This is a genomic window from Arthrobacter sp. TJ-266, from assembly GCF_058269115.1.
The window spans coordinates 322818-340353 of sequence record NZ_JBZCNC010000004.1; the positions used below are offsets into that span (position 1 = coordinate 322818).

Here is a 17536-nt window from a genome sequence, read left to right on the forward strand (position 1 = left end):
CGGTGCCACGACGGGGCCGTCCGACGCGAACGCAATCGCCTTCCCTCCAGCACGCGGGGAAGGTCCTCACGCGTCGGGTTGCTCCTCGAGCAGCACGACGGCCCAGGGCTCCAGCCGCAGCTCGACCTGCAGCACGCCGTCGTCACCCGCTCGCACCTCGCTGATGTGGAGCGCTGTGGACGCCGCGTGGAGGGCGGCTTCGTGGTCCCGCGTGAGGTTGAGCGGATCCCCGAGCGCGTGCCACGCCGCAATGACGTTCCCGTGGGCCGCGTCGAGCGACTCGAGCCGGACGCGGGCCCGCGGGGCGAGCCCCGTGATCCGCACCGTCTGCGTCCTGACCGTTCCCGTCGCCGCCGTCGCGTCCGCGACGTCGCGGGTGTCGAAGGACGCCGGGACGCTCAGGCCGACCTCGTCCGGGTAATGGTGCAGCAGCCCGCTCATGCGGCCCGTGACGGACGAGGTCGAGAGCACTCCGGACGGACCCTCTGCGAGAAGGCGGTCGCCGAGCCGCGACAGCATGCGGTACGCGTGCCAGGTGGGCTTCCGGATGCCGTGGTGGGTGAGCATCCCGAAGCCGCCGTGGAACGGCTCGAGGCCGGCGCCGTTCTCCTCGAAGATGTCCGTGAAGACCCAGTAGGCGAGCGAGTCGACGAGCCCGAGGGTGCGGAGGTTCGAGCGGACGACGAACGTCGCGGCCTGGAGGTGGTCGTGGGTATGGTCGCGGGGGCTCGAGCTGGAGTTCCACTCCGTCAGATGGATCTCGGCATCCGGGTAGGGGCTCGTGTCGACGATCTGCCTGAGCGTGCGGAGGTCGGTGGGCGTCGCGTCCACTCCGCGCGTGAGTTTGAGACCTTGATCGTGTTCGTCCAACGCCCAATCGGTCGGGTAGGGGTGACACGAAACGAAGTCGACCGGGAGTCCGTGCTCCGCGCAGTACGCGAGGAAGACCCGCAGCCACACGGGCTGCCAGTCGAGGGCATCGAGATCCGCGGCCCCGACCACCACCGCATGTTCCGCCAGGTTCTCCGTCTCGCCGTCGAAGCGGGCATCCGGCACGAAATTGCTCGTGGACGGACCACCCACGCGCAGCGACGCATCCACGCCTTTCACCGCGGCCGCCGTGACGCGGTACAGCTCGAAGTACTCGGAGCGCGTCCCGCGGAAGAACGGGCTGAGGTTGGGCTCGTTCCAGACCTCGAAGTACCACCGCCGGATCTCCTCGAGCCCGTAGCGGTCACGCCAGTGCTCGACCGTCAGCCGCACGAGCTCCGACCATCTGGCGTTGTCCGTGGGAGGCGAGCCGTGTGCCCCCCACCAGAAGACGGTCGCCTTCTCGCGTGCCAACTCGCCAGGGCTGAAGCCGAACTCGACGAAGGGACGGATCCCGGTCTCGAGCAGGCGGTCGAACAGCTCGTCGACGTACCGGAAGGTGGGCTGGACCCGCCCGTCGCGTTCCACGTACACGAACATGTCGTCGTGGAACAGTCCGTGGAACCTGACGTACCCGTAGCCGATCTCACGCTGGGCCAGGGCCAGATGGTCCTGCCAGTCGGCCCGTAGCCCCTCGGCGGCGCGACCTGCTCCGACGACGACGTTCCAGTGATGCCGTAGTGGGAGCCCTTCGTCCGTCGCGTCCGCGACCAGCGGCGCCGGGATCACCTGATGCCCTCCGCGCGAAGGGTCACTGCGAGCGCCGAGGCGTGTCGGCGGATGATGGTGGACACCCGCCGCACCTCGGCCTCCGTCGCCTGGTGCAGCGGTATGGAGCAACTGATCGCATCCGTGGCCGGGATGCGGTAGGGAACGACGGCGGCGACGCAGGACACACCCGTCGTGTTCTCCTCGCGCTCGGAGGCGAATCCCGCGGCGCGGATACCGAGGAGGGCTGTGTCGAGGGCGTCGACGTCGGTGATGGTGTTCGGGGTCAACCGGCTCAACCGGCCCTCGGGCAGGACGGCGGACACCTCGGCGGGACTGAGTTCGGCCAGGAGGGCCTTGCCGAGGGCGGTGGCGTGGGCCGGGAGCTGCCGGCCCACCCGCGAGACGGCCCGGTGGCTCTCGCTCGTCTCGCGCGTGGCGAGGTAGATGACGTTCGACTGCTCGAGTCGGGCGTAGTGCGTCGTGTAGCCCGCCTCGTCACGGATCTCCTCGAGCCGCCGGGTCGCGAAGAGCAGGGCGCCGTCGCGGTCGAGGTAGGACGTACCGACGATCAGCGCCCGCGATCCGACGCCCACCATGGAGCCGTCCCCGGTGAACTCGATCCAGCGCATGGCCGCCATGGTGTGGAGGAGCTGGTGCAGGCTCGACCGCGGGTATCCCGTTGCCCGGTGCAGCGCGGTGACGGACATGGGATCCCGCGCCTCGCCGAGGACCTGCAGGATCTCCAGCGCCCGTTCCGCCGATTTGACGGTCCGCTGCGCGGGCACGGAGGGCTCGATGTCGTTCGTGGCCACCTGCTTCACCACGTCGTCCCCAGGGGGCCGCTCGTGAAGGAGTCACCGAGGAGCGTGGTCAGTGGGAGCTCGTCGGGGTGGCCGAGTGCGGCGGCGTACTGCTCGGCGTCGTCCTCGGGCCGGAACCCGACGCGGGCACCGGCCTCGTGGTTCACCCAGCGACGCGTGTTGGCGGAGACCGCCCACACCACGTGGGCGCCGCCGTCGTCATTGCGCAGGACTGCCTCGACAAGGCGCGCGAGGTCATCGGGCGAGGCCCAGGTGGACAGCGACCGCGCGCTCGACGGTCGCTCCTCCGCGGTGCCGATGCGGGCGGAGACGATGGTCATGCCGAACCGGTCCGCGTACAGCTGCCCGAGGGCTTCGACGGCCACCTTGCTCACGCCGTAGAAGGTGTCGGGCCGCGGGTGCAATTCATCCGACACGAGGGCTTCCTCCGCCGTCGCATAACCGACCGCGTGGATCGAACTCGCGAGCAGGACCCGGCGCACACCTGCTGAACGGGCTGCCTCGAGCACCGTGTAGGTGCCGTGGATGTTGGTCTCCAGGATCTCGCGCCACGGGCGCTCGCCGGGATGACCGGCAAGGTGGACGAGGAGGTCGGTGTCCGTGCAGGCCGTCCGGACGGCCGCTCCATCCGTGATGGACGCCACCACGGCCTGCTCCCCGTCGAGCAGTTCCGGCGGGGCGGCGAGATCGAGCAGCGTCACGGTCCGCCCGGGTGCGACGAGGGCGGGACGGAGCAGCGCGGCGACCTTGCCACTGCCCCCTGTGATCAGTATCCGTTCGCTCATGGTCTGCCTCCCCTGCGGGCTCCTGCCCGCCGATTCCCTTGACACTCCTGATCGTCAACGTTAGCGTAGCGCATGCGTTCACAATGATGGAACGCATTCGCATATGTAAATGGAGCACATTGTGAAGAATCACCCTGCGGCACGAAGAACGACGGCGTTAGTCACCGCAGCACTGATGGTGGGGTCCATCAGCGCCTGCTCGAGCGGATCCTCCACCGCCGCCCCCGAAGGAGACGGGGAGCTCGGCGGCACCATCGAGGTCTGGACCCGCAGCGGCCCGGAACCCGCGGCCACCTACCAGAGGATCTTCGACGCCTTCACCGAGAAGACCGGCGTGGAGGTGGACTTCCAGGCGGTCCTCGAATTCGACACCCAGCTGCAGGCACGCGCCTCACAGCGGGACCTCCCCGACGTCATGATCAATGACGCCAGTTCACTCGGGAACTACGTGAGCCAGGGCCTGCTCCTGCCGATCGACCGGGAATCGCTCGCAGGTCAGGCGGACATCGCCGAGGCGACCTGGGAGCAGAACAAGGGCACCGACGGCACCTACTACGGCGTCCCCTGGTCGCGCCAGGCCAACGCCACGATGATCCGCAAGGATTGGCGTGAGAAGCTCGGGCTCGAGGTCCCCACCACCTGGGACGAGCTGCAGGCCCTTGCGACGGCGTTCGCGACCCAGGACCCGGACGGCAACGGCCAGGACGACACCTACGGCATGGTGGTCCCCGGCAGCGCGAAGAGCGGGTACATCGCCCGATGGGGCAACTCCTACATCTGGCAGGCCGGCGGCGATCTCCTCGAGGACAACGGCGACGGGACCTACACCTCCGTGGTCGACTCCCCCGGGACGGCCGAAGCCATGGAGTTCATGCGCACCCAGTTCTGCACGCCCGGGAACGTGGTACCCGGGTCGCTCAACCTCACCACCGCGGAGACGCCGTTCTTCGCGGAGGGCACGGCGGGCATCTACCTCACGGGGCCGTACAACCTCAGCGTGTTCGACGCCGCCGTCGGCAAGGAGAACGTCGAAGTCATCCCCATGCCGAGTGGTCCCGCGGGCTCCACGACCTTCGCGGAGGGCGAAAACATCTACTACGGCGCAAGTTCCGACATGGTCGAGGAGCAGAAAGCCCTCGCCGAGTTCCTCATCTCGCCGGAAGCCCAGGAGCTGGGCATGGACAGCGCCCTGCAGGACGACGGCGTGGTCAGCCAGCCGGTGGTCCGACTGCCGGTCAACTCGACCGTCGACATCTCCGAGGTGTACGGCGACGAGCGCTGGCAGATCATCGCGGACGACTACGCCGAGGACTCCAAGGCCTTTCCCTGGGCCATCGACTTCCTACCCTTCCGCCAGATCCTCGCCGACGGCATGAACGCCATGATGGCCGACTGCTCGAGCGACATCGGCGCGGGCCTTCAGGCGATCGACGAGGGCTTCACCGCGGAGCTCGAAGCACAGGACCTGGCCCGATGACGCTTCCCGCAACCCGCCCCGCCGCGGAGGTCCGCGCCGGGGCGGGTCGGGGCGCGGGAACCACCGATGCCTTGCCCGCGGGCAGCGGCGCCCGCCGCAAGCCCCTCCGGCGCGCGCTCGTCCCGTGGCTCTTCCTGCTCCCCGGGCTGCTGTTCGCGCTGGTCTTCAAGTTCATCCCCATGCTCGAGGGCTTCCGGCTCAGCGCCTTCAAGGTGCAACCCTTCCTCGGCGACATCCTCGTGGGGTTCGACAACTATGCGCAGGTCATCGGGGACCCACGGTTCCAGGACGCCCTGGGCAACACGGTGGTCCTCGGCATCGGGCAGACCGTGGGCGCTCTCGTCATCGGCCTCGTGCTGGCCCTGCTGCTCGAGGGACAATCACGGACACTCTTCGTCGTCCGGACGGCCGTGTTCCTGCCGGTCGTCACCGCGATCGCCGTGATCGGTGAGATCTGGCGCATCCTCTTCTTCCCCACGGAGACCGGGTTCCTCAACAGCATCCTCGGAGCCCTCGGCATCCCCCCGCAGCAGTTCCTCTCCGATCCGGCCACGGCCCTGTGGTACGTCATGCTCGTCGGCATCTGGACGAGCGCGCCCTACACCATGGTCATCATCCTCGCCGGCCTCGCGGGTATCGATCGCACCTACTACGAGGCCGCCGCCGTGGACGGCGTGTCCCTCGGGCAGCGGCTGCGCTACATCGTGCTCCCCGGGCTGCGAGCATCCATCTCGGTGGTCCTGACACTCGCCGCCATCCGCAGCCTCAGGACCTTCACGGAGGTGTACGTCCTGACCGGCGGCGGACCCGCAGGATCCACGGAGGTGTGGATGACACGCATCTACTCGCTGGGCTTCCAGCAGAACGACATCGGCGTGGCGTCGGCGGCGTCGGTCCTGCTGCTCCTCGTCACCCTTGCGCTGACCATCGGCGTCAGGCTGATCACCTCACGGAGGCAGGACAGATGAGCACTCCCACCCGCCGTCCGAACCAGCAGTTCGACACCGCGCTCGGCTGGCGCCCCGGAGTCACCGCACCCAACGTGCTCCGAGTGGTCCTCGCCGTCGTCATCCTCTGCATCTTCGCCGCACCGTTCGTGGTGATCGTGTCCGGCGCCTTCGACGCGAGTACCGACTCCACGCGCGTGAGCCTCTTCCCGAACGATCCCTCGCTCAGGCCCTTCGAGGTCGCCGCGGACAAGGGCGTGTTCGGCTACTTCGCGAACTCACTCGTGATCGTGGGCGGCGGGCTGGCCCTGCAGATCGCCGTCTCGATCCTCACGGCCTACGCGCTGGCCCGTCACCGCTTCCGGGGCGCGGGCCTCGTGCTGCTCCTGTTCCTGCTGACGATGATGCTGCCGGAGGAGGTGATCGCCATCCCCCTCTCGCAGGTCATCGGCGATCTGCCCCTGATCGGTGTCAGCCTGCGGGGCACCCCCTTCGGAGTGATCCTGCCTGTCGCGGTCTGGGGGTTCTCGATCCTCGTCATGACCGAGTTCATGAAGGACATCCCGGACGAGATCGAGGAAGCCGCACGGCTCGACGGCGTGGGTGAGCTGAAGATGCTGTGGCTCATCATCCTCCCGCTCTGCAAGCCCGTGCTCGGTGTCGCGACGATCTTCGGTTTCATGATGATCTGGGACCAGTACCTGCTCCCGCTGATCGCCGCCGATGATCCCTCGGACTACACGCTCACCGTGGCCCTGTCCGTGCTCCGCAACGACGCCCAGGTGGGCCCCGGCGTGCTGCTCGCCGGCGCCCTCCTGGCGCTGCTTCCGAGCCTCGTCATCTACCTGCTCATGCAGAAGTCGCTGATCCGCGGCATAACCTCCGGCGCCACGAAAGGCTGATCGTGCAGATCAAGGACCTCATCATCACCCCCATCGCCTTCCGCGACCCCCCGCTGCTGAACTCCAACGGCGTCCACGAACCCCTCGCGCTCCGCACCATCCTGCAGCTCGTGGTCGAGGACGGCGCGGGTCGCCAGGTCATCGGACTGGGCGAAGGTTCCGGCGAACGCGAGGTGCTCGACCGCCTCGAGCAGGTACGCCCGGCCCTCGTCGGTGCCGGCGTCTTCGATCTCAACGGGATCGAGCGGACGGTCAACGAGGTGCTCGGGGGCGACGCCGGGCCGCTGTCGCGGCTGCAGCGACGCGTCGTGTACTCGATCATCGACGTCGCGTGCCACGACGCCCAGGGGCACCTGACCGGCCTGCCGGTGTCGGAGCTGCTCGGCGGCGCCGTCCGCACGCACGTCCCCTACAGTGCGTACCTCTTCTACAAGTGGGGCGAGCATCCGCCGACCGCCGGCAGCGACACCGGCGGGACGCACGGGGAGGTCACCGAGGACGCCTGGGGGCCCGCCCTCGACCCCGAGGGGATCGTCAGGCAGGCACGCGTCCTGATCGATGCATTCGGGTTCGGGTCGATCAAGCTCAAGGCAGGGGTCTTCCCGCCGGAGGAGGAGATCGCCGCCATCCGCGCGCTCGCCGCGGCCTTCCCGGGCCACCCCCTGCGGATCGATCCGAACGGCGCCTGGACGGTGGAGACGGCGCTGATGGTGGCCCGCGAACTCCGTGGGACGCTCGAGTACTTCGAGGATCCCGTGCTCGGACTGGACGCGATGTCCGCCGTGGCCCGCGAGGCCGGGATCCCGCTGGCGACGAACATGTGTGTCGTCACGCCCGAGCAGGTGAGGGAAGCCGTGCTCAAGGACTCGGTGCAGATCATCCTGTCGGACCATCACTACTGGGGCGGGCTCCGGCACACCCGAGAACTCGGCGCCCTGTGCGACGCCCTCGGCATCGGGATGTCGATGCACTCCAACTCACATCTCGGCATCTCCCTCGCAGCCATGACGCACGTCGCCGCCGCCACCCCGCAGCTCGCCTACGCGTGCGACACCCACTACCCGTGGAACAGCGCGGACGAGGTGGTGAAGTCGGGCGTGCTCGAGATCCACGACGGCACGGTGGCGGTCCCGACGACGCCCGGCCTCGGAGTCGAGCTGGACCTCGACCAGCTCGCCCGCCTCCATGCCGTGTACGTCGCATCGGGACGGACGACGCGGGACGACACCGGGTACATGCAGGGCATCCAGCCCGCCTACTCGCCGACGCTCCCCCGCTTCTGATGGAACCCCTCGCGGCAACGCTCTACGCCTACCCCTGGGACGTGCCCACCCGAGCGTCCGCCGCCGAACTCGCGGGTCTGGGATTCGACGACGTCACCCTCGCCGCCGCCTACCATGCGGTGCGCGCGGCGACACCGAGGCGGCCGGACCGCCGGGTCGTCGACGCGCCGTCGGGCGTGTACTTCCCGGTCCGCGACCACATCTGGGGCGAGTCCCGGCTGCGCCCGCGGAACGCGGCGGAGCCCACGGGCTCGCACTCGTTCACCGGCGCGCGCGATCTCCTCGCGGGTTCCGGCATCCGCACCCGCGCCTGGGTGGTGATCACGCACGCCGACGGGGCGGGCGCAGACACGCCGGACCTGTGCGTCATGAACGCCTTCGACGAGACCTACGCCTACGCGCTGTGCCCGTCCCAACCCGACGTCGTCCGGTACGCGGGCACGCTGGTCGCGGAGGCGGCGCGCAGTACCGCCGCGGACGCGATGATCATCGAGGCGTGCGGACCGCTGGGAGTCGCGCACCAGTCGACCCACGAGAAGTCCGCGGGTGCGGACTGGAGCACCACCGACGAGGGCCTCCTCTCCCTGTGCTTCTGCCCGCCCTGCACCGTGGCGTACGGGGACGCGGGCGTGGACGTGCAGCGCCTACGTATCCTCGTGCGCCACGGCATCGGGACGGGGGCGCCCTGCGTCGCGGACGTGCTCGACGACGCCGCCGACGCTGTCCTCGCGGTCCGCCGCAGGGCCACGGCGGCGGTCCGTGACGCCTCCTGCGAGGCCGCGAGAGCCGGTGGTGTCAGGGACCTCGCGTTCTTCGCGGCGCCCGACCCGTGGGCAACAGGTCCGAACACCTCTCTCGAGGCCCTTGTCACCCCACGGAAGGAGGGTGACCGCAGCGACCGTCAGGGACCGGATGCCGTCGTCGTCGACGCCTGGGAGCACGGGGCCGCGAGCCGCGAGCGGGTGCGACGGACGAAGGAGGTGACGGCGCGGCACCGGGGGCTGCGGACGGGCGCGTACACGACCGTCCTACCGCCGTCGCCGGCCGACCCGCAGTCCCTGCGCTCCCACTGGCGCTCGCTGGTCGCAGCCGGAGCCGACGAGCTGCACATCTATCACGGCGGCCTCGCCTCCGCTGCCCGACTCGACTGTGCAGCCGAGGCACTCGCCGACCTGCGGACGGAGGTGCGCGAGCCACCTGCCCCGCCACCTCACCCGTCACCTGACCCAGCACGAGAACCAGCACGAGAACCAGCTCAGGAGCCAGCCTCATGACCGCACTCACCGCACGGCTCGCCGAACGCCCGGTGGTCGCCGTGCTCCGCGCACAGCACGCCGAGCGTTTCCACGACGTCTGCCGCGTCCTGGCCGACAACGGGATCCCTGCCGTCGAGATCACCCTGACCACGGCGGGCGCGCTCGAAGCCATCGCCGCCGCCCGGCGCGAGCTCCCGTCCCACGTCGTCGTGGGTGCGGGAACCGTCCGCACCGAGGAGCAGGCGCTGGCCGCGATCGACGCCGGCGCGCAGTTCCTGGTGAGTCAGATCGCCGACCCGCGGGTCATCGCCGCGGCACGTTCGCGCGGGGTGTCCTTCATCCCGGGGGCGCTGACCCCCACGGAGATCGTGACGGCGTGGGGCTACGGCGTCGAGGCCGTCAAGGTGTCTCCCGTGGGTCCGGTGGGGGGGATCGCCTACATCGAGGAACTCGCCGGGCCGCTCCCGGAGATCCCGCTGTTCCCGACCGGCGGTGTGCTGATCGACGAGGCACCCGGCTACCTCACGGCCGGTGCCGCGCTGATCGGGCTCAGCCGCGACCTCGTGCGGGACGCCTTCGACGACGACGGCGACCTCGATGCCCTCGCCGCGCGCGCGCGCCGCGCCATCGGCTTGATCGACAACCGCTGGAACCTGCCGGCCATGCACCAGGAGGAGACCGTCTCATGACCCCATCGACCACCACGACCAGCGCGGCCACCGTTGCCTTCCTCGGCCTCGGCATCATGGGCCTGCCCATGGCCCGCAATCTCGTCGACGCAGGCCACGCGGTCGCGGGGTTCAACCGCTCACCGGCCCGAGCGGCAGCCCTCGAGGAACACGGCGGGAGGGCAGCGGCCAGCATCGCCGACGCGGTGGCCGGTGCGGACATCGTGGTGACCATGCTCCCCGACTCGCCGGACGTCGAGGCCGTGGTGCTCGGCGACGGCGGCGTATTCGGAGCCGCGGCACCCGGGACGCTCCTGATCGACATGAGTTCGATCGCCCCGGGGACCTCCCGACGAATCGCCGACGAGGGTGCCGCGTGCGGCATCCGCGTTCTCGATGCACCGGTGAGCGGCGGGGAGCAGGCTGCGATCGACGGAACGCTGTCCGTCATGGTGGGCGGTTCGTCGTCGGACCTCGACAGTGCGCGGCCGGTCCTCGAGGTGCTGGGCAGCACGATCGTCCACGTGGGACCCGCGGGTTCAGGGCAGACGGTGAAGGCCGCGAACCAGTTGATCGTTGCCGGCAACATCCAGATCCTCGCCGAGGCCCTGACACTGCTCGATGCCCAGGCCGTGGACCTGGCGGCGGCCGTCGAGGTGCTCGGAGGGGGGCTGGCGGGAAGCACGGTGCTGCAGCGGAAGGCCGCGGGGATGCTGGAGCACTCGTTCACTCCCGGTTTCCGCGCGGAGCTTCATCACAAGGATCTCGGAATAGCACTCGCGACGGCTCGCGACGCCTCCGTGGTGCTGCCGATGAGCGGACTGCTCGGGCAACTCATGGCCTCGCTCGTCGCGACCGGCGACGGCGCACTCGACCATTCTGCCCTGCTGGTCGGTGTCGAGCGGCTGTCCGGCCGGGCTCCGGACTGAGCGTCTGTGGCAGGCCCCTCCCTGCGTGAGTGATGACAACGGGACGATCACGAAATGATGACGGAATGATCACGGGGCCTCCCGGCTTACACCTGTCATGACTACTCTCGCGATCATCGGTGCAGGACGCGGCCTCGGGGCCGCCGTAGCTCGGCGTTTCGGCGCCGAGGGATTCTCCGTGGCTCTCATCTCCCGCAACCAGGGCAAGCTCGACGCTCTGGCGGAGGACCTCGGGAAGGTCGGCGTGCACGCCCGCGGGTTCGTCGCCGACGTCCGCGACCCCGCGTCCATCGCCGCCGCGCTCGAGGCTGCGACGGAGACCCTCGGTCCCATCGAGGTGCTCCAGTACAGCCCGCTGCCGCAGAAGGACTTCATGCGTCCCGTCCTCGAGACCACCCCGGAGGACCTCCGGGGGCCGGTCGAGTTCTCCATCTACGGACCCGTCGCCGCCGTGCACCAGGTGGTTCCCGGCATGCGGTTCCTCGGTGAGAACCGCGGCACCATCCTCTTCGTCAACGGCGGCTCCGCCGTGAAGCCCGGCCGGTCCTTCACCGGTACCTCGGTGGCCTTCGCAGGCCAGGCCGCCTACGCCCAGCTCCTGCACGAGGTACTCGGGGAGGAGGGTATCCACGTGTCGCAGCTCATCATCGGCGGCGCGATCGTCGAGGGTGATCCCGAGAAGGATCCCGACGTCCTCGCCGGTCACCTCTGGGACCTGCACGTGAAGCGGGACACCTTCCGCTATCAGGTCAGCGAAGACTGATCACCCGACCACCCCGCAACTCCTGGAGGACAGCATGAAGATCGCACTGCTCGGCGTCGGCCGCATGGGCCACGAACTCGGCGTGCACCTCGTCGCCGCGGGTCACCACGTCACCGCCTGGAACCGCACCCCGGGCGCCGTCGACCGCCTCCGCGACGCCGGGGCAACGGTGGGAGGAACGGCGGAGGACGCCGTGCGCGGCGCCGACGTCGTCATGACCGTCCTCTTCGGCCCGGACACCGTCCGGGATGTGGTGCTGTCCGGTCTCGAGGTGCCCGCGGACGCCGTGTGGCTCGACGTCACGACGGTCTCCCCCGAGGACGCCCGGGAGTTCGCCGAGTACGCGTCGGCCGCGGGCGTCCGCTACGTGCACGGGCCCGTGATCGGCAGCCTCGCGCCCGCGCGTGCCGGGCAGTTGGGCGTGCTCCTCGGAGGTGCTGAGGTGGACGTCGACGTCGTCGAGCCCCTCGCCGCGCTGTGGGCCGACCCGGAGCGCCTGCGCCGTGTCGCCACGCCGTCGGACGCCGCGACCGGCAAGCTCCTCGCCAACCTCGCGCTGGGCGTCTCGCTGCAGGGACTCGTGGAGGCACTGCGCCTCGGCGCCGCCAACGGCCTCGACGCCGCCGCGGTCATGGACCTCCTCACAGGCACGGGCCTCGGCGTCATCGCCGGCATGAAGGGGCCTGTGATCACCGGCGGCACCTTCGGCGACACCCAGTTCTCCGCCGACCTGCTGGCGAAGGACGCGAGGCTGATCCTCCGCTCCACACCCGATCCGCTGCCCGCCGTCACAGCGCTGTTGCAGTCCCTCACGGAAGCGCAGCGGGCCGGCCGGGGCGACGACGACATCGCGGTGATCGCGAAGCCGGAGCTCGGCTAGTCACGCACCCCGGCGCCTGATCCGGGATTGCGCACCTACGCGTGGCCCGGTCGCCCCGGCCACCGCGGGAGAGGGGCGCGTCTGCACTGTCTGACCGTCGGCGGAAGTGGGTACGGTACGAGCATGGCAACCATCGACACCCCCGGTCCCGACGCAACCCATCAGCGCCCTGAGGGCGTCTCCGACATCACCGTCGAGGCCCTCGGCAAACTCTCCGAGGCACTCGAGGTCGTGGAGCACGCCCGCGGCTACCTCTACGGCTTCCACCGCCTGACGGGCAAGGCCGATCTCAACCTGTCCGACGCCGAGGAGCTGTTCCGCAAGGCCGGCCACACGGAGATCGCAGACAAACTGGCCACGGAGATCATCGGGCGCAACGTGATCAAGGGTCGCTGGACCTTCCAGATCATGGAGGACTACGACGACCACTACTACGCCGAGTTCAAGGCCTTCGAGAAGGAGGCCCGCGACTCCCTCGTCGAGGGCAAGCGGCACCTGTTCGAGGCCGAGATGAAAGAGGACCGCCGCACCAAGGGCCTCGAACACCACGAGGCGCTCCCTCCGGAGGCGTGAGCAGGGGTAGGTTCCCGCCGGGCGCTCGGAAGTCAAGACCGAATGCCGATTGCGGACTGGTCAGTACACTGCGAAGATGACCCGCCCCCGGATCCACCGTTCGAGAGTCGGCCGCGCGTGACGACCACCGGGGTCGCGTCACCCCTGGATTCACTGACACTCCAGGCGAATGCGGCACGAGGGTCGCTCGTGAGATCGCTCGCCCTCGCCCACGCGCTCGGCGACGGCGTTCCCTCTCCCGGGTCGGGACGGACCGCCGAGACGTGGGACGCCCTCACCACCCTCGCCGCCATCGACCTGTCGGTCGCCCGCGTCGTCGAACCACACCTCGATGCGCTGGCCATCATCGATCAGGCGAATCGAGGAGCGCCGACGGCGCTCCCCCCATCAGGCGTCTGGGGAGTCTTCGCCGCCGAGAGCCCCGGGCTCGCGCTCCAGGCCTCGGAGGAACCGGACGGGGCCTGGACGCTCACGGGCACGAAGCCCTGGTGCTCCCTCGCCGAGCACCTCGATCATGCCGTCGTGACGGCGCGGGTCGACGGCGGGCGCCGCGCCTTCGCCGTCGACCTCCGACGTGACGGCGTGACGTTCGAGCCGGCGGACACCTGGGTGAGCCACGGCCTACCGCTCGTGACCAGTTGCTCGGTGACCTTCGATACGGTGGCCGCGACACCGCTGGGTGCCACCGACTGGTATCTCCGGCGCGACGGCTTCGCCTGGGGCGGGATGGGTGTGGCTGCCTGCTGGTACGGCGGCGCGCTCGGCGTCGCCAGAACGCTCCTGAGTGCCGCAGGGCGGCGCTCCCCTGACCAGGTGATGCTCATGCACCTCGGCCGGGTCGACACCGCCCTTCACGAGACCCGGACCCTTCTCGCCGATGCGGCGGACGCCGTCGACACCGGACGCGCGGCGGGCCAGCAAGGCGCCCTGATCGCGGCACGGGTCCGCGCCTCCGCCTTCCGGTCCGCCGAGCTGGTCCTCGAAGCCGCGTCCCACGCACTGGGTCCGCAGCCGCTGGCCTTCGACGAGCAGCATGCCGCACGGGTCGCCGACCTGAACCTCTACCTCCGCCAGCACCACGCGGAACGCGACGACGCCTCGCTGGGGCAGCGCGTCCTGGATCTCGCGCACGGGGGCGTATCACCGTGGTGACCTTCACGCACGACGCCGAAGGAACACCGGAGAGTCACTGGCGCATTTGGCAGCAGGACCGGGAGGCCACCGACGAGCTGCGGGTGGACGAATTGTTCGACGGTCGGCTCCCCGCGCGCTTCGTCCTCCTCGCCGCACATCCCGATGACGAGACCCTCGGCGCCGGCGGCCTGCTCGCCCGTCTCGCGCGTGAGGGCGTCCGCTGCGACGTCGTCGTCCTGACCGACGGCGAGGGCTCCCACCCCTCCTCCCCCACCCACGCCCCCGAGCAGCTCGCCGAGGTACGGCGTGCGGAGGTGAGCGGCGCCCTGCAGGTGCTGGCGCCCTCCGCGCAGCTCACCTTCGAGGGACTGCCCGACGGAGGCCTCACCCGCCCCGCGGTCGAAGCCGCCCTCCTCCGCCATCTGGGCGACGGCGACGATCCGCGCACGCTCGTCGCAGCGCCTTGGCGACGCGACGGACACACAGACCACGACGTCGTCGGACACGCTGCCGCCGAGGTGTGTTCCGCGCGGGACATCGCGCTGCTCGAATACCCCATCTGGCTGTGGCACTGGGGTACGGCGACGGACCAGGCGCAGGACCTCGCTGACCTCACCCTGCACAGGCTCGACCCCGACGACCACGAGCGGAAGCGCTCGGCCCTCGCTCTCCACGTATCGCAGACGGCGCCCCTCTCCGACGCGCCCGGTGACGAGGTCCTGCTCACTCCCGCCGTGATCGAGCACTTCGAGCGCGACGTCGAAGCCTTCTTCGTCAGTGGTGGCTCCTCGACCTTCGAACGGCTGCACCAGGACAAGGCCGATCCGTGGGACGTGACGGACCGCTTCTACGAGCAGCGCAAACGAGCCCTGACCATGGGGAGCCTGCCACGGCAGCGCTTCGAACGGACCCTCGAGATCGGTTGCTCGGTCGGCGCCCTGACCCAGGATCTGGCCGCGCGTTCCGACATGCTCCTGGCGCTCGACACCAGCGAGACCGCGGTCCGCCGGACGAACGAGGCGCTCATCCTCGACGAGGCCGCGACGGCCCGGCTCGCCACCGTTCCCCGCGACTGGCCGGAGGATGATGGTCCCTTCGACCTGATCGTTCTCTCCGAGACCGGCTACTTCCTCTCCTCGGACCAGCTCGACGACGTCATACGCCTCATCCGCACCTCACTCACGGACGACGGCGTCCTCGTGCTCTGCCATTGGCGCTACCCGATCGAGGGCTGGGAGCTCGACGGCGACGCCGTGCACGAGCGCGTGCGCCGCCTCTCCGGCCTGTCGACCCTGGCCCTCCACACCGAGGAGGACTTCCTGCTGGAAGTGCTCGTTCCCGCTCCTGCAACGTCGGTGGCTCGGCGCGAGGGCCTGCTGTGATGCCCGGTCAGGTGGCCGTCGTCGTCCCCGCCCGCAACGAGGAGGACTCGCTGCCCGACTGCCTGGCATCGCTCGACACCGCGCGCAGGCAGTTGCTGCGCACCATCCCGCGGGTCCTGGTCTCGGTCACGGTGGTCCTCGATCGGTGCACGGACGGATCGGAACGCATTGCCCGCAGGACGCCGGGCGTCTCTGTCATCGCCGGTTCCTTCGGTTCGGTGGGAGCGGCCCGGCACGCAGGCGTCCGCTTCGCGCTGGCGCGATCACGCAGCTTGCCGAGCCATACGTGGATCGCGGCCACCGACGCGGACACGACGGTGCCGCGGGACTGGCTGGTTCGTTTCCACCGGCTCGCGGCGGACCACGACCTCGTGCTGGGCACCGTCCGGCCCGTCCTCACCGCCGACAACACCGAGCGGCTGCAGCTCTGGGCGGACTCGTACTCCGCGGTCGAAGGGCATGGTCACGTTCACGGCGCGAATCTGGGGATCAGGGGCAGCACCTACGAGGGGGTCGGCGGTTTCCGGCCACTGGCACATGACGAGGACGTCGATCTCGCGGCCCGGGCGAAGGCCTCCGGCGCACGATGGACGGCGACCGCCGCGCTGCAGGTCGCCACGTCCTCGCGCACGGTGGGCCGCGCGCCCGGGGGGTTCTCCTCCTACCTGCGCGAACTCGGCACCCCGATCACGCGCTGACCGGGCTATGGGGCCTCGGTACCCGGGGACGGCGTTTACGACGTTGTAGTGAATGTCCAAGGGGTCTGCTAGACATGGGGAGTCACGAGTCGATGCCGGCGTGGTCCGGGCCTCGTGGCCGTGCTCGAGGGGGGTTCGACAGGTTCGATGACAACGGTGATTCCATGAGGTTCGGCGAGATGCTGCGCCAGGCGCGCACCGCCAAAGGCATGACGCAGGTGGAACTGGGCGACGGCGCGTACTCCAGCCGGTTCATCTCGCTCCTCGAGCATGACCAGCGCCAGCCGACGCCCGGCATGGTGCAGCACTTCGCGGAGCGTCTCGGCATGGACGCGCGCACCCTCACCTGGTGGGTCGAGACGCCGACGGCCGGGGACGAATCAGCTCTCACTCTCGCGGTCTTCGCGGCCAACAGCGCCCGGAATATGCGGGATGACGAACTCGCGGCCGCTGAGGCCGAACACGCCGCCAACATCGCCCAGGAGCAACGGAACGGGTCGGCGTGGTGGCTCATGTCGATGCTGCAGGCGCAATCACTCATCGCACTGCGTCGACTTCGTGAGGCCGAGGCCGTACTTCTGCGCATGGAGGCTTCGACGCTGATGCCACCGGTACCCGAACTCCACGCGATCGTCCTGGGTCGCCTGTCGGTCATCGCACGGAGCACCGGACGCCTCACTAGGGCGCTCGAGCTGGCACGGGAGTCCATGACCGTTGCGGAGGTACTGAGCAAAGCTGCGCCGGCACGCATGGAGACCGCATTCACGTTGATCGCAGCCCTCGCAGTGATGGGTGATCTCGACGAGGCCTGGGAAGTGGCCCTCGGACTCGATATCACGGGCGCCACGCCGTCCGTCCCCTCCGTCACCATCGCGCAGGGGGCCTGGGCCATCGGCAACGTCGCTTTCCGGCGGGGTGACGTGGCCGAGGGCAGGCACCAGCACGAACTTGCCGCCCGATTGCTCCTGCCCGAGGCCGATCTCCACTTGTGGTCCGACTTCCACAGCGCCAGCGCCTGGTTGAAGCTGCAGGCCGGTGTCTTCGACGACTCGGTTCGCGAATCGATCAGGAAGGCGGGGATCGGCCTGTCGCTCGTCGGCACCGAGGCTCAGATACTTCAGTTGAAGCTGACCCGGGTGAGGGTTGCACTGGTCATGGAGGACCTCGCCGAGGCAGAGTCCCTCCTGAAGCAGCTCACTCAGGGTCGGGATCTCCTCGACTTCGAGGCCGACGCCGAACTCGAGTACTGCCTCGGCCAGTACTACCTGGCGCGGGGTTCACGGAAGCAGGCCGAGCACCACCTCTCCGCGGCGGCACGCCTGTACTCGGAGGCAGGCGCTGACGAGAAGGCCTTCGAGCTTCTGGAGCAGGTGCGCGCACTCGGCGCCTGATGCAGG

General features: G+C 69.7%; 17 protein-coding genes. 14 read left to right on the plus strand and 3 right to left on the minus strand.

Features of this window, described 5'->3' with window-relative positions:
- Positions 1 to 66 precede the first annotated feature (66 nt).
- From AC4D12_RS13175 to AC4D12_RS13185, 3 genes are read right to left on the minus strand one after another with little or no spacing between them, the layout of a single operon-like run.
- Positions 67 to 1659, minus strand: coding sequence for a GH39 family glycosyl hydrolase (locus AC4D12_RS13175; RefSeq protein WP_490950385.1), 1593 nt, complete (start codon positions 1657 to 1659; stop codon positions 67 to 69).
- Complete coding sequence (locus AC4D12_RS13180; protein WP_490950386.1) at positions 1656 to 2453, minus strand: IclR family transcriptional regulator; 798 nt, start codon at positions 2451 to 2453, stop codon at positions 1656 to 1658. The genes AC4D12_RS13175 and AC4D12_RS13180 overlap by 4 nt, the downstream gene beginning before the upstream one ends.
- Before the next feature lie 5 nt (positions 2454 to 2458).
- The gene (locus tag AC4D12_RS13185) at positions 2459 to 3247 is read right to left on the minus strand and encodes an NAD-dependent epimerase/dehydratase family protein (protein ID WP_490950387.1); all 789 of its coding nucleotides are present in this window, start codon (positions 3245 to 3247) and stop codon (positions 2459 to 2461) included.
- A 121-nt stretch (positions 3248 to 3368) separates the two neighbouring features.
- Here AC4D12_RS13185 and AC4D12_RS13190 point away from each other — a divergent pair, with 121 nt between their 5' ends.
- The 14 genes from AC4D12_RS13190 (at position 3369) to AC4D12_RS13255 (ending at position 17530) form a co-directional block, all read left to right on the plus strand.
- Positions 3369 to 4724: an ABC transporter substrate-binding protein gene (locus AC4D12_RS13190; RefSeq protein ID WP_490950388.1), complete on the plus strand. Its 1356-nt coding sequence runs from the start codon at positions 3369 to 3371 to the stop codon at positions 4722 to 4724.
- Positions 4721 to 5692 carry a carbohydrate ABC transporter permease gene (locus tag AC4D12_RS13195; protein ID WP_490950389.1) on the plus strand — a complete coding sequence of 324 codons (972 nt, stop codon included), beginning with the start codon at positions 4721 to 4723 and terminating at the stop codon, positions 5690 to 5692. Before AC4D12_RS13190 ends, AC4D12_RS13195 begins: the two co-directional genes overlap by 4 nt.
- Positions 5689 to 6573, plus strand: coding sequence for a carbohydrate ABC transporter permease (locus tag AC4D12_RS13200; protein ID WP_490950390.1), 885 nt, complete (start codon positions 5689 to 5691; stop codon positions 6571 to 6573). Before AC4D12_RS13195 ends, AC4D12_RS13200 begins: the two co-directional genes overlap by 4 nt.
- Positions 6574 to 6575: 2 nt before the next feature.
- Positions 6576 to 7856, plus strand: a complete 1281-nt coding sequence (locus AC4D12_RS13205; RefSeq protein WP_490950391.1) for an enolase C-terminal domain-like protein — start codon at positions 6576 to 6578, stop codon at positions 7854 to 7856.
- Entirely contained in the window at positions 7856 to 9130 is a 1275-nt protein-coding gene (locus AC4D12_RS13210; protein ID WP_490950392.1) for a hypothetical protein, read from the plus strand. Before AC4D12_RS13205 ends, AC4D12_RS13210 begins: the two co-directional genes overlap by 1 nt.
- On the plus strand, positions 9127 to 9801 hold the full coding sequence (locus tag AC4D12_RS13215) for a bifunctional 4-hydroxy-2-oxoglutarate aldolase/2-dehydro-3-deoxy-phosphogluconate aldolase (RefSeq protein ID WP_490950393.1): 675 nt from the start codon (positions 9127 to 9129) through the stop codon (positions 9799 to 9801). Before AC4D12_RS13210 ends, AC4D12_RS13215 begins: the two co-directional genes overlap by 4 nt.
- Positions 9798 to 10709, plus strand: a complete 912-nt coding sequence (locus tag AC4D12_RS13220; RefSeq protein WP_490950394.1) for a 2-hydroxy-3-oxopropionate reductase — start codon at positions 9798 to 9800, stop codon at positions 10707 to 10709. Before AC4D12_RS13215 ends, AC4D12_RS13220 begins: the two co-directional genes overlap by 4 nt.
- Before the next feature lie 97 nt (positions 10710 to 10806).
- The gene (locus AC4D12_RS13225; protein ID WP_490950395.1) at positions 10807 to 11472 is read left to right on the plus strand and encodes an SDR family NAD(P)-dependent oxidoreductase; all 666 of its coding nucleotides are present in this window, start codon (positions 10807 to 10809) and stop codon (positions 11470 to 11472) included.
- A gap of 34 nt (positions 11473 to 11506) precedes the next feature.
- Positions 11507 to 12352, plus strand: coding sequence for an NAD(P)-dependent oxidoreductase (locus tag AC4D12_RS13230; RefSeq protein ID WP_490950396.1), 846 nt, complete (start codon positions 11507 to 11509; stop codon positions 12350 to 12352).
- Positions 12353 to 12475: 123 nt separating this feature from the next.
- Entirely contained in the window at positions 12476 to 12925 is a 450-nt protein-coding gene (locus AC4D12_RS13235; protein ID WP_490950397.1) for a hypothetical protein, read from the plus strand.
- A 189-nt stretch (positions 12926 to 13114) separates the two neighbouring features.
- Positions 13115 to 14077: an acyl-CoA dehydrogenase family protein gene (locus AC4D12_RS13240; RefSeq protein WP_490950398.1), complete on the plus strand. Its 963-nt coding sequence runs from the start codon at positions 13115 to 13117 to the stop codon at positions 14075 to 14077.
- Positions 14074 to 15441, plus strand: coding sequence for a PIG-L family deacetylase (locus AC4D12_RS13245; RefSeq protein WP_490950399.1), 1368 nt, complete (start codon positions 14074 to 14076; stop codon positions 15439 to 15441). Before AC4D12_RS13240 ends, AC4D12_RS13245 begins: the two co-directional genes overlap by 4 nt.
- A complete protein-coding gene (locus AC4D12_RS13250) occupies positions 15441 to 16139 on the plus strand; it encodes a glycosyltransferase family 2 protein (protein WP_490950400.1) in 699 nt (232 codons plus the stop codon). The genes AC4D12_RS13245 and AC4D12_RS13250 overlap by 1 nt, the downstream gene beginning before the upstream one ends.
- Before the next feature lie 164 nt (positions 16140 to 16303).
- A complete protein-coding gene (locus AC4D12_RS13255) occupies positions 16304 to 17530 on the plus strand; it encodes a helix-turn-helix domain-containing protein (protein WP_490950401.1) in 1227 nt (408 codons plus the stop codon).
- Positions 17531 to 17536 lie beyond the last annotated feature (6 nt).

What these genes read in the sequence shown, in the direction of transcription:
- AC4D12_RS13195 (WP_490950389.1), top strand. Translation starts at nt 4,721, where the DNA reads ATGACGCTTCCCGCAACCCGCCCCGCCGCGGAGGTCCGCGCCGGGGCG.
- AC4D12_RS13230 (WP_490950396.1), top strand. Translation starts at nt 11,507, where the DNA reads ATGAAGATCGCACTGCTCGGCGTCGGCCGCATGGGCCACGAACTCGGC.
- AC4D12_RS13235 (WP_490950397.1), top strand. Translation starts at nt 12,476, where the DNA reads ATGGCAACCATCGACACCCCCGGTCCCGACGCAACCCATCAGCGCCCT.
- AC4D12_RS13210 (WP_490950392.1), top strand. Translation starts at nt 7,856, where the DNA reads ATGGAACCCCTCGCGGCAACGCTCTACGCCTACCCCTGGGACGTGCCC.
- AC4D12_RS13255 (WP_490950401.1), top strand. Translation starts at nt 16,304, where the DNA reads ATGAGGTTCGGCGAGATGCTGCGCCAGGCGCGCACCGCCAAAGGCATG.
- AC4D12_RS13250 (WP_490950400.1), top strand. Translation starts at nt 15,441, where the DNA reads ATGCCCGGTCAGGTGGCCGTCGTCGTCCCCGCCCGCAACGAGGAGGAC.
- AC4D12_RS13225 (WP_490950395.1), top strand. Translation starts at nt 10,807, where the DNA reads ATGACTACTCTCGCGATCATCGGTGCAGGACGCGGCCTCGGGGCCGCC.
- AC4D12_RS13200 (WP_490950390.1), top strand. Translation starts at nt 5,689, where the DNA reads ATGAGCACTCCCACCCGCCGTCCGAACCAGCAGTTCGACACCGCGCTC.
- AC4D12_RS13220 (WP_490950394.1), top strand. Translation starts at nt 9,798, where the DNA reads ATGACCCCATCGACCACCACGACCAGCGCGGCCACCGTTGCCTTCCTC.
- AC4D12_RS13185 (WP_490950387.1), bottom strand. Translation starts at nt 3,247, where the DNA reads ATGAGCGAACGGATACTGATCACAGGGGGCAGTGGCAAGGTCGCCGCG.
- AC4D12_RS13215 (WP_490950393.1), top strand. Translation starts at nt 9,127, where the DNA reads ATGACCGCACTCACCGCACGGCTCGCCGAACGCCCGGTGGTCGCCGTG.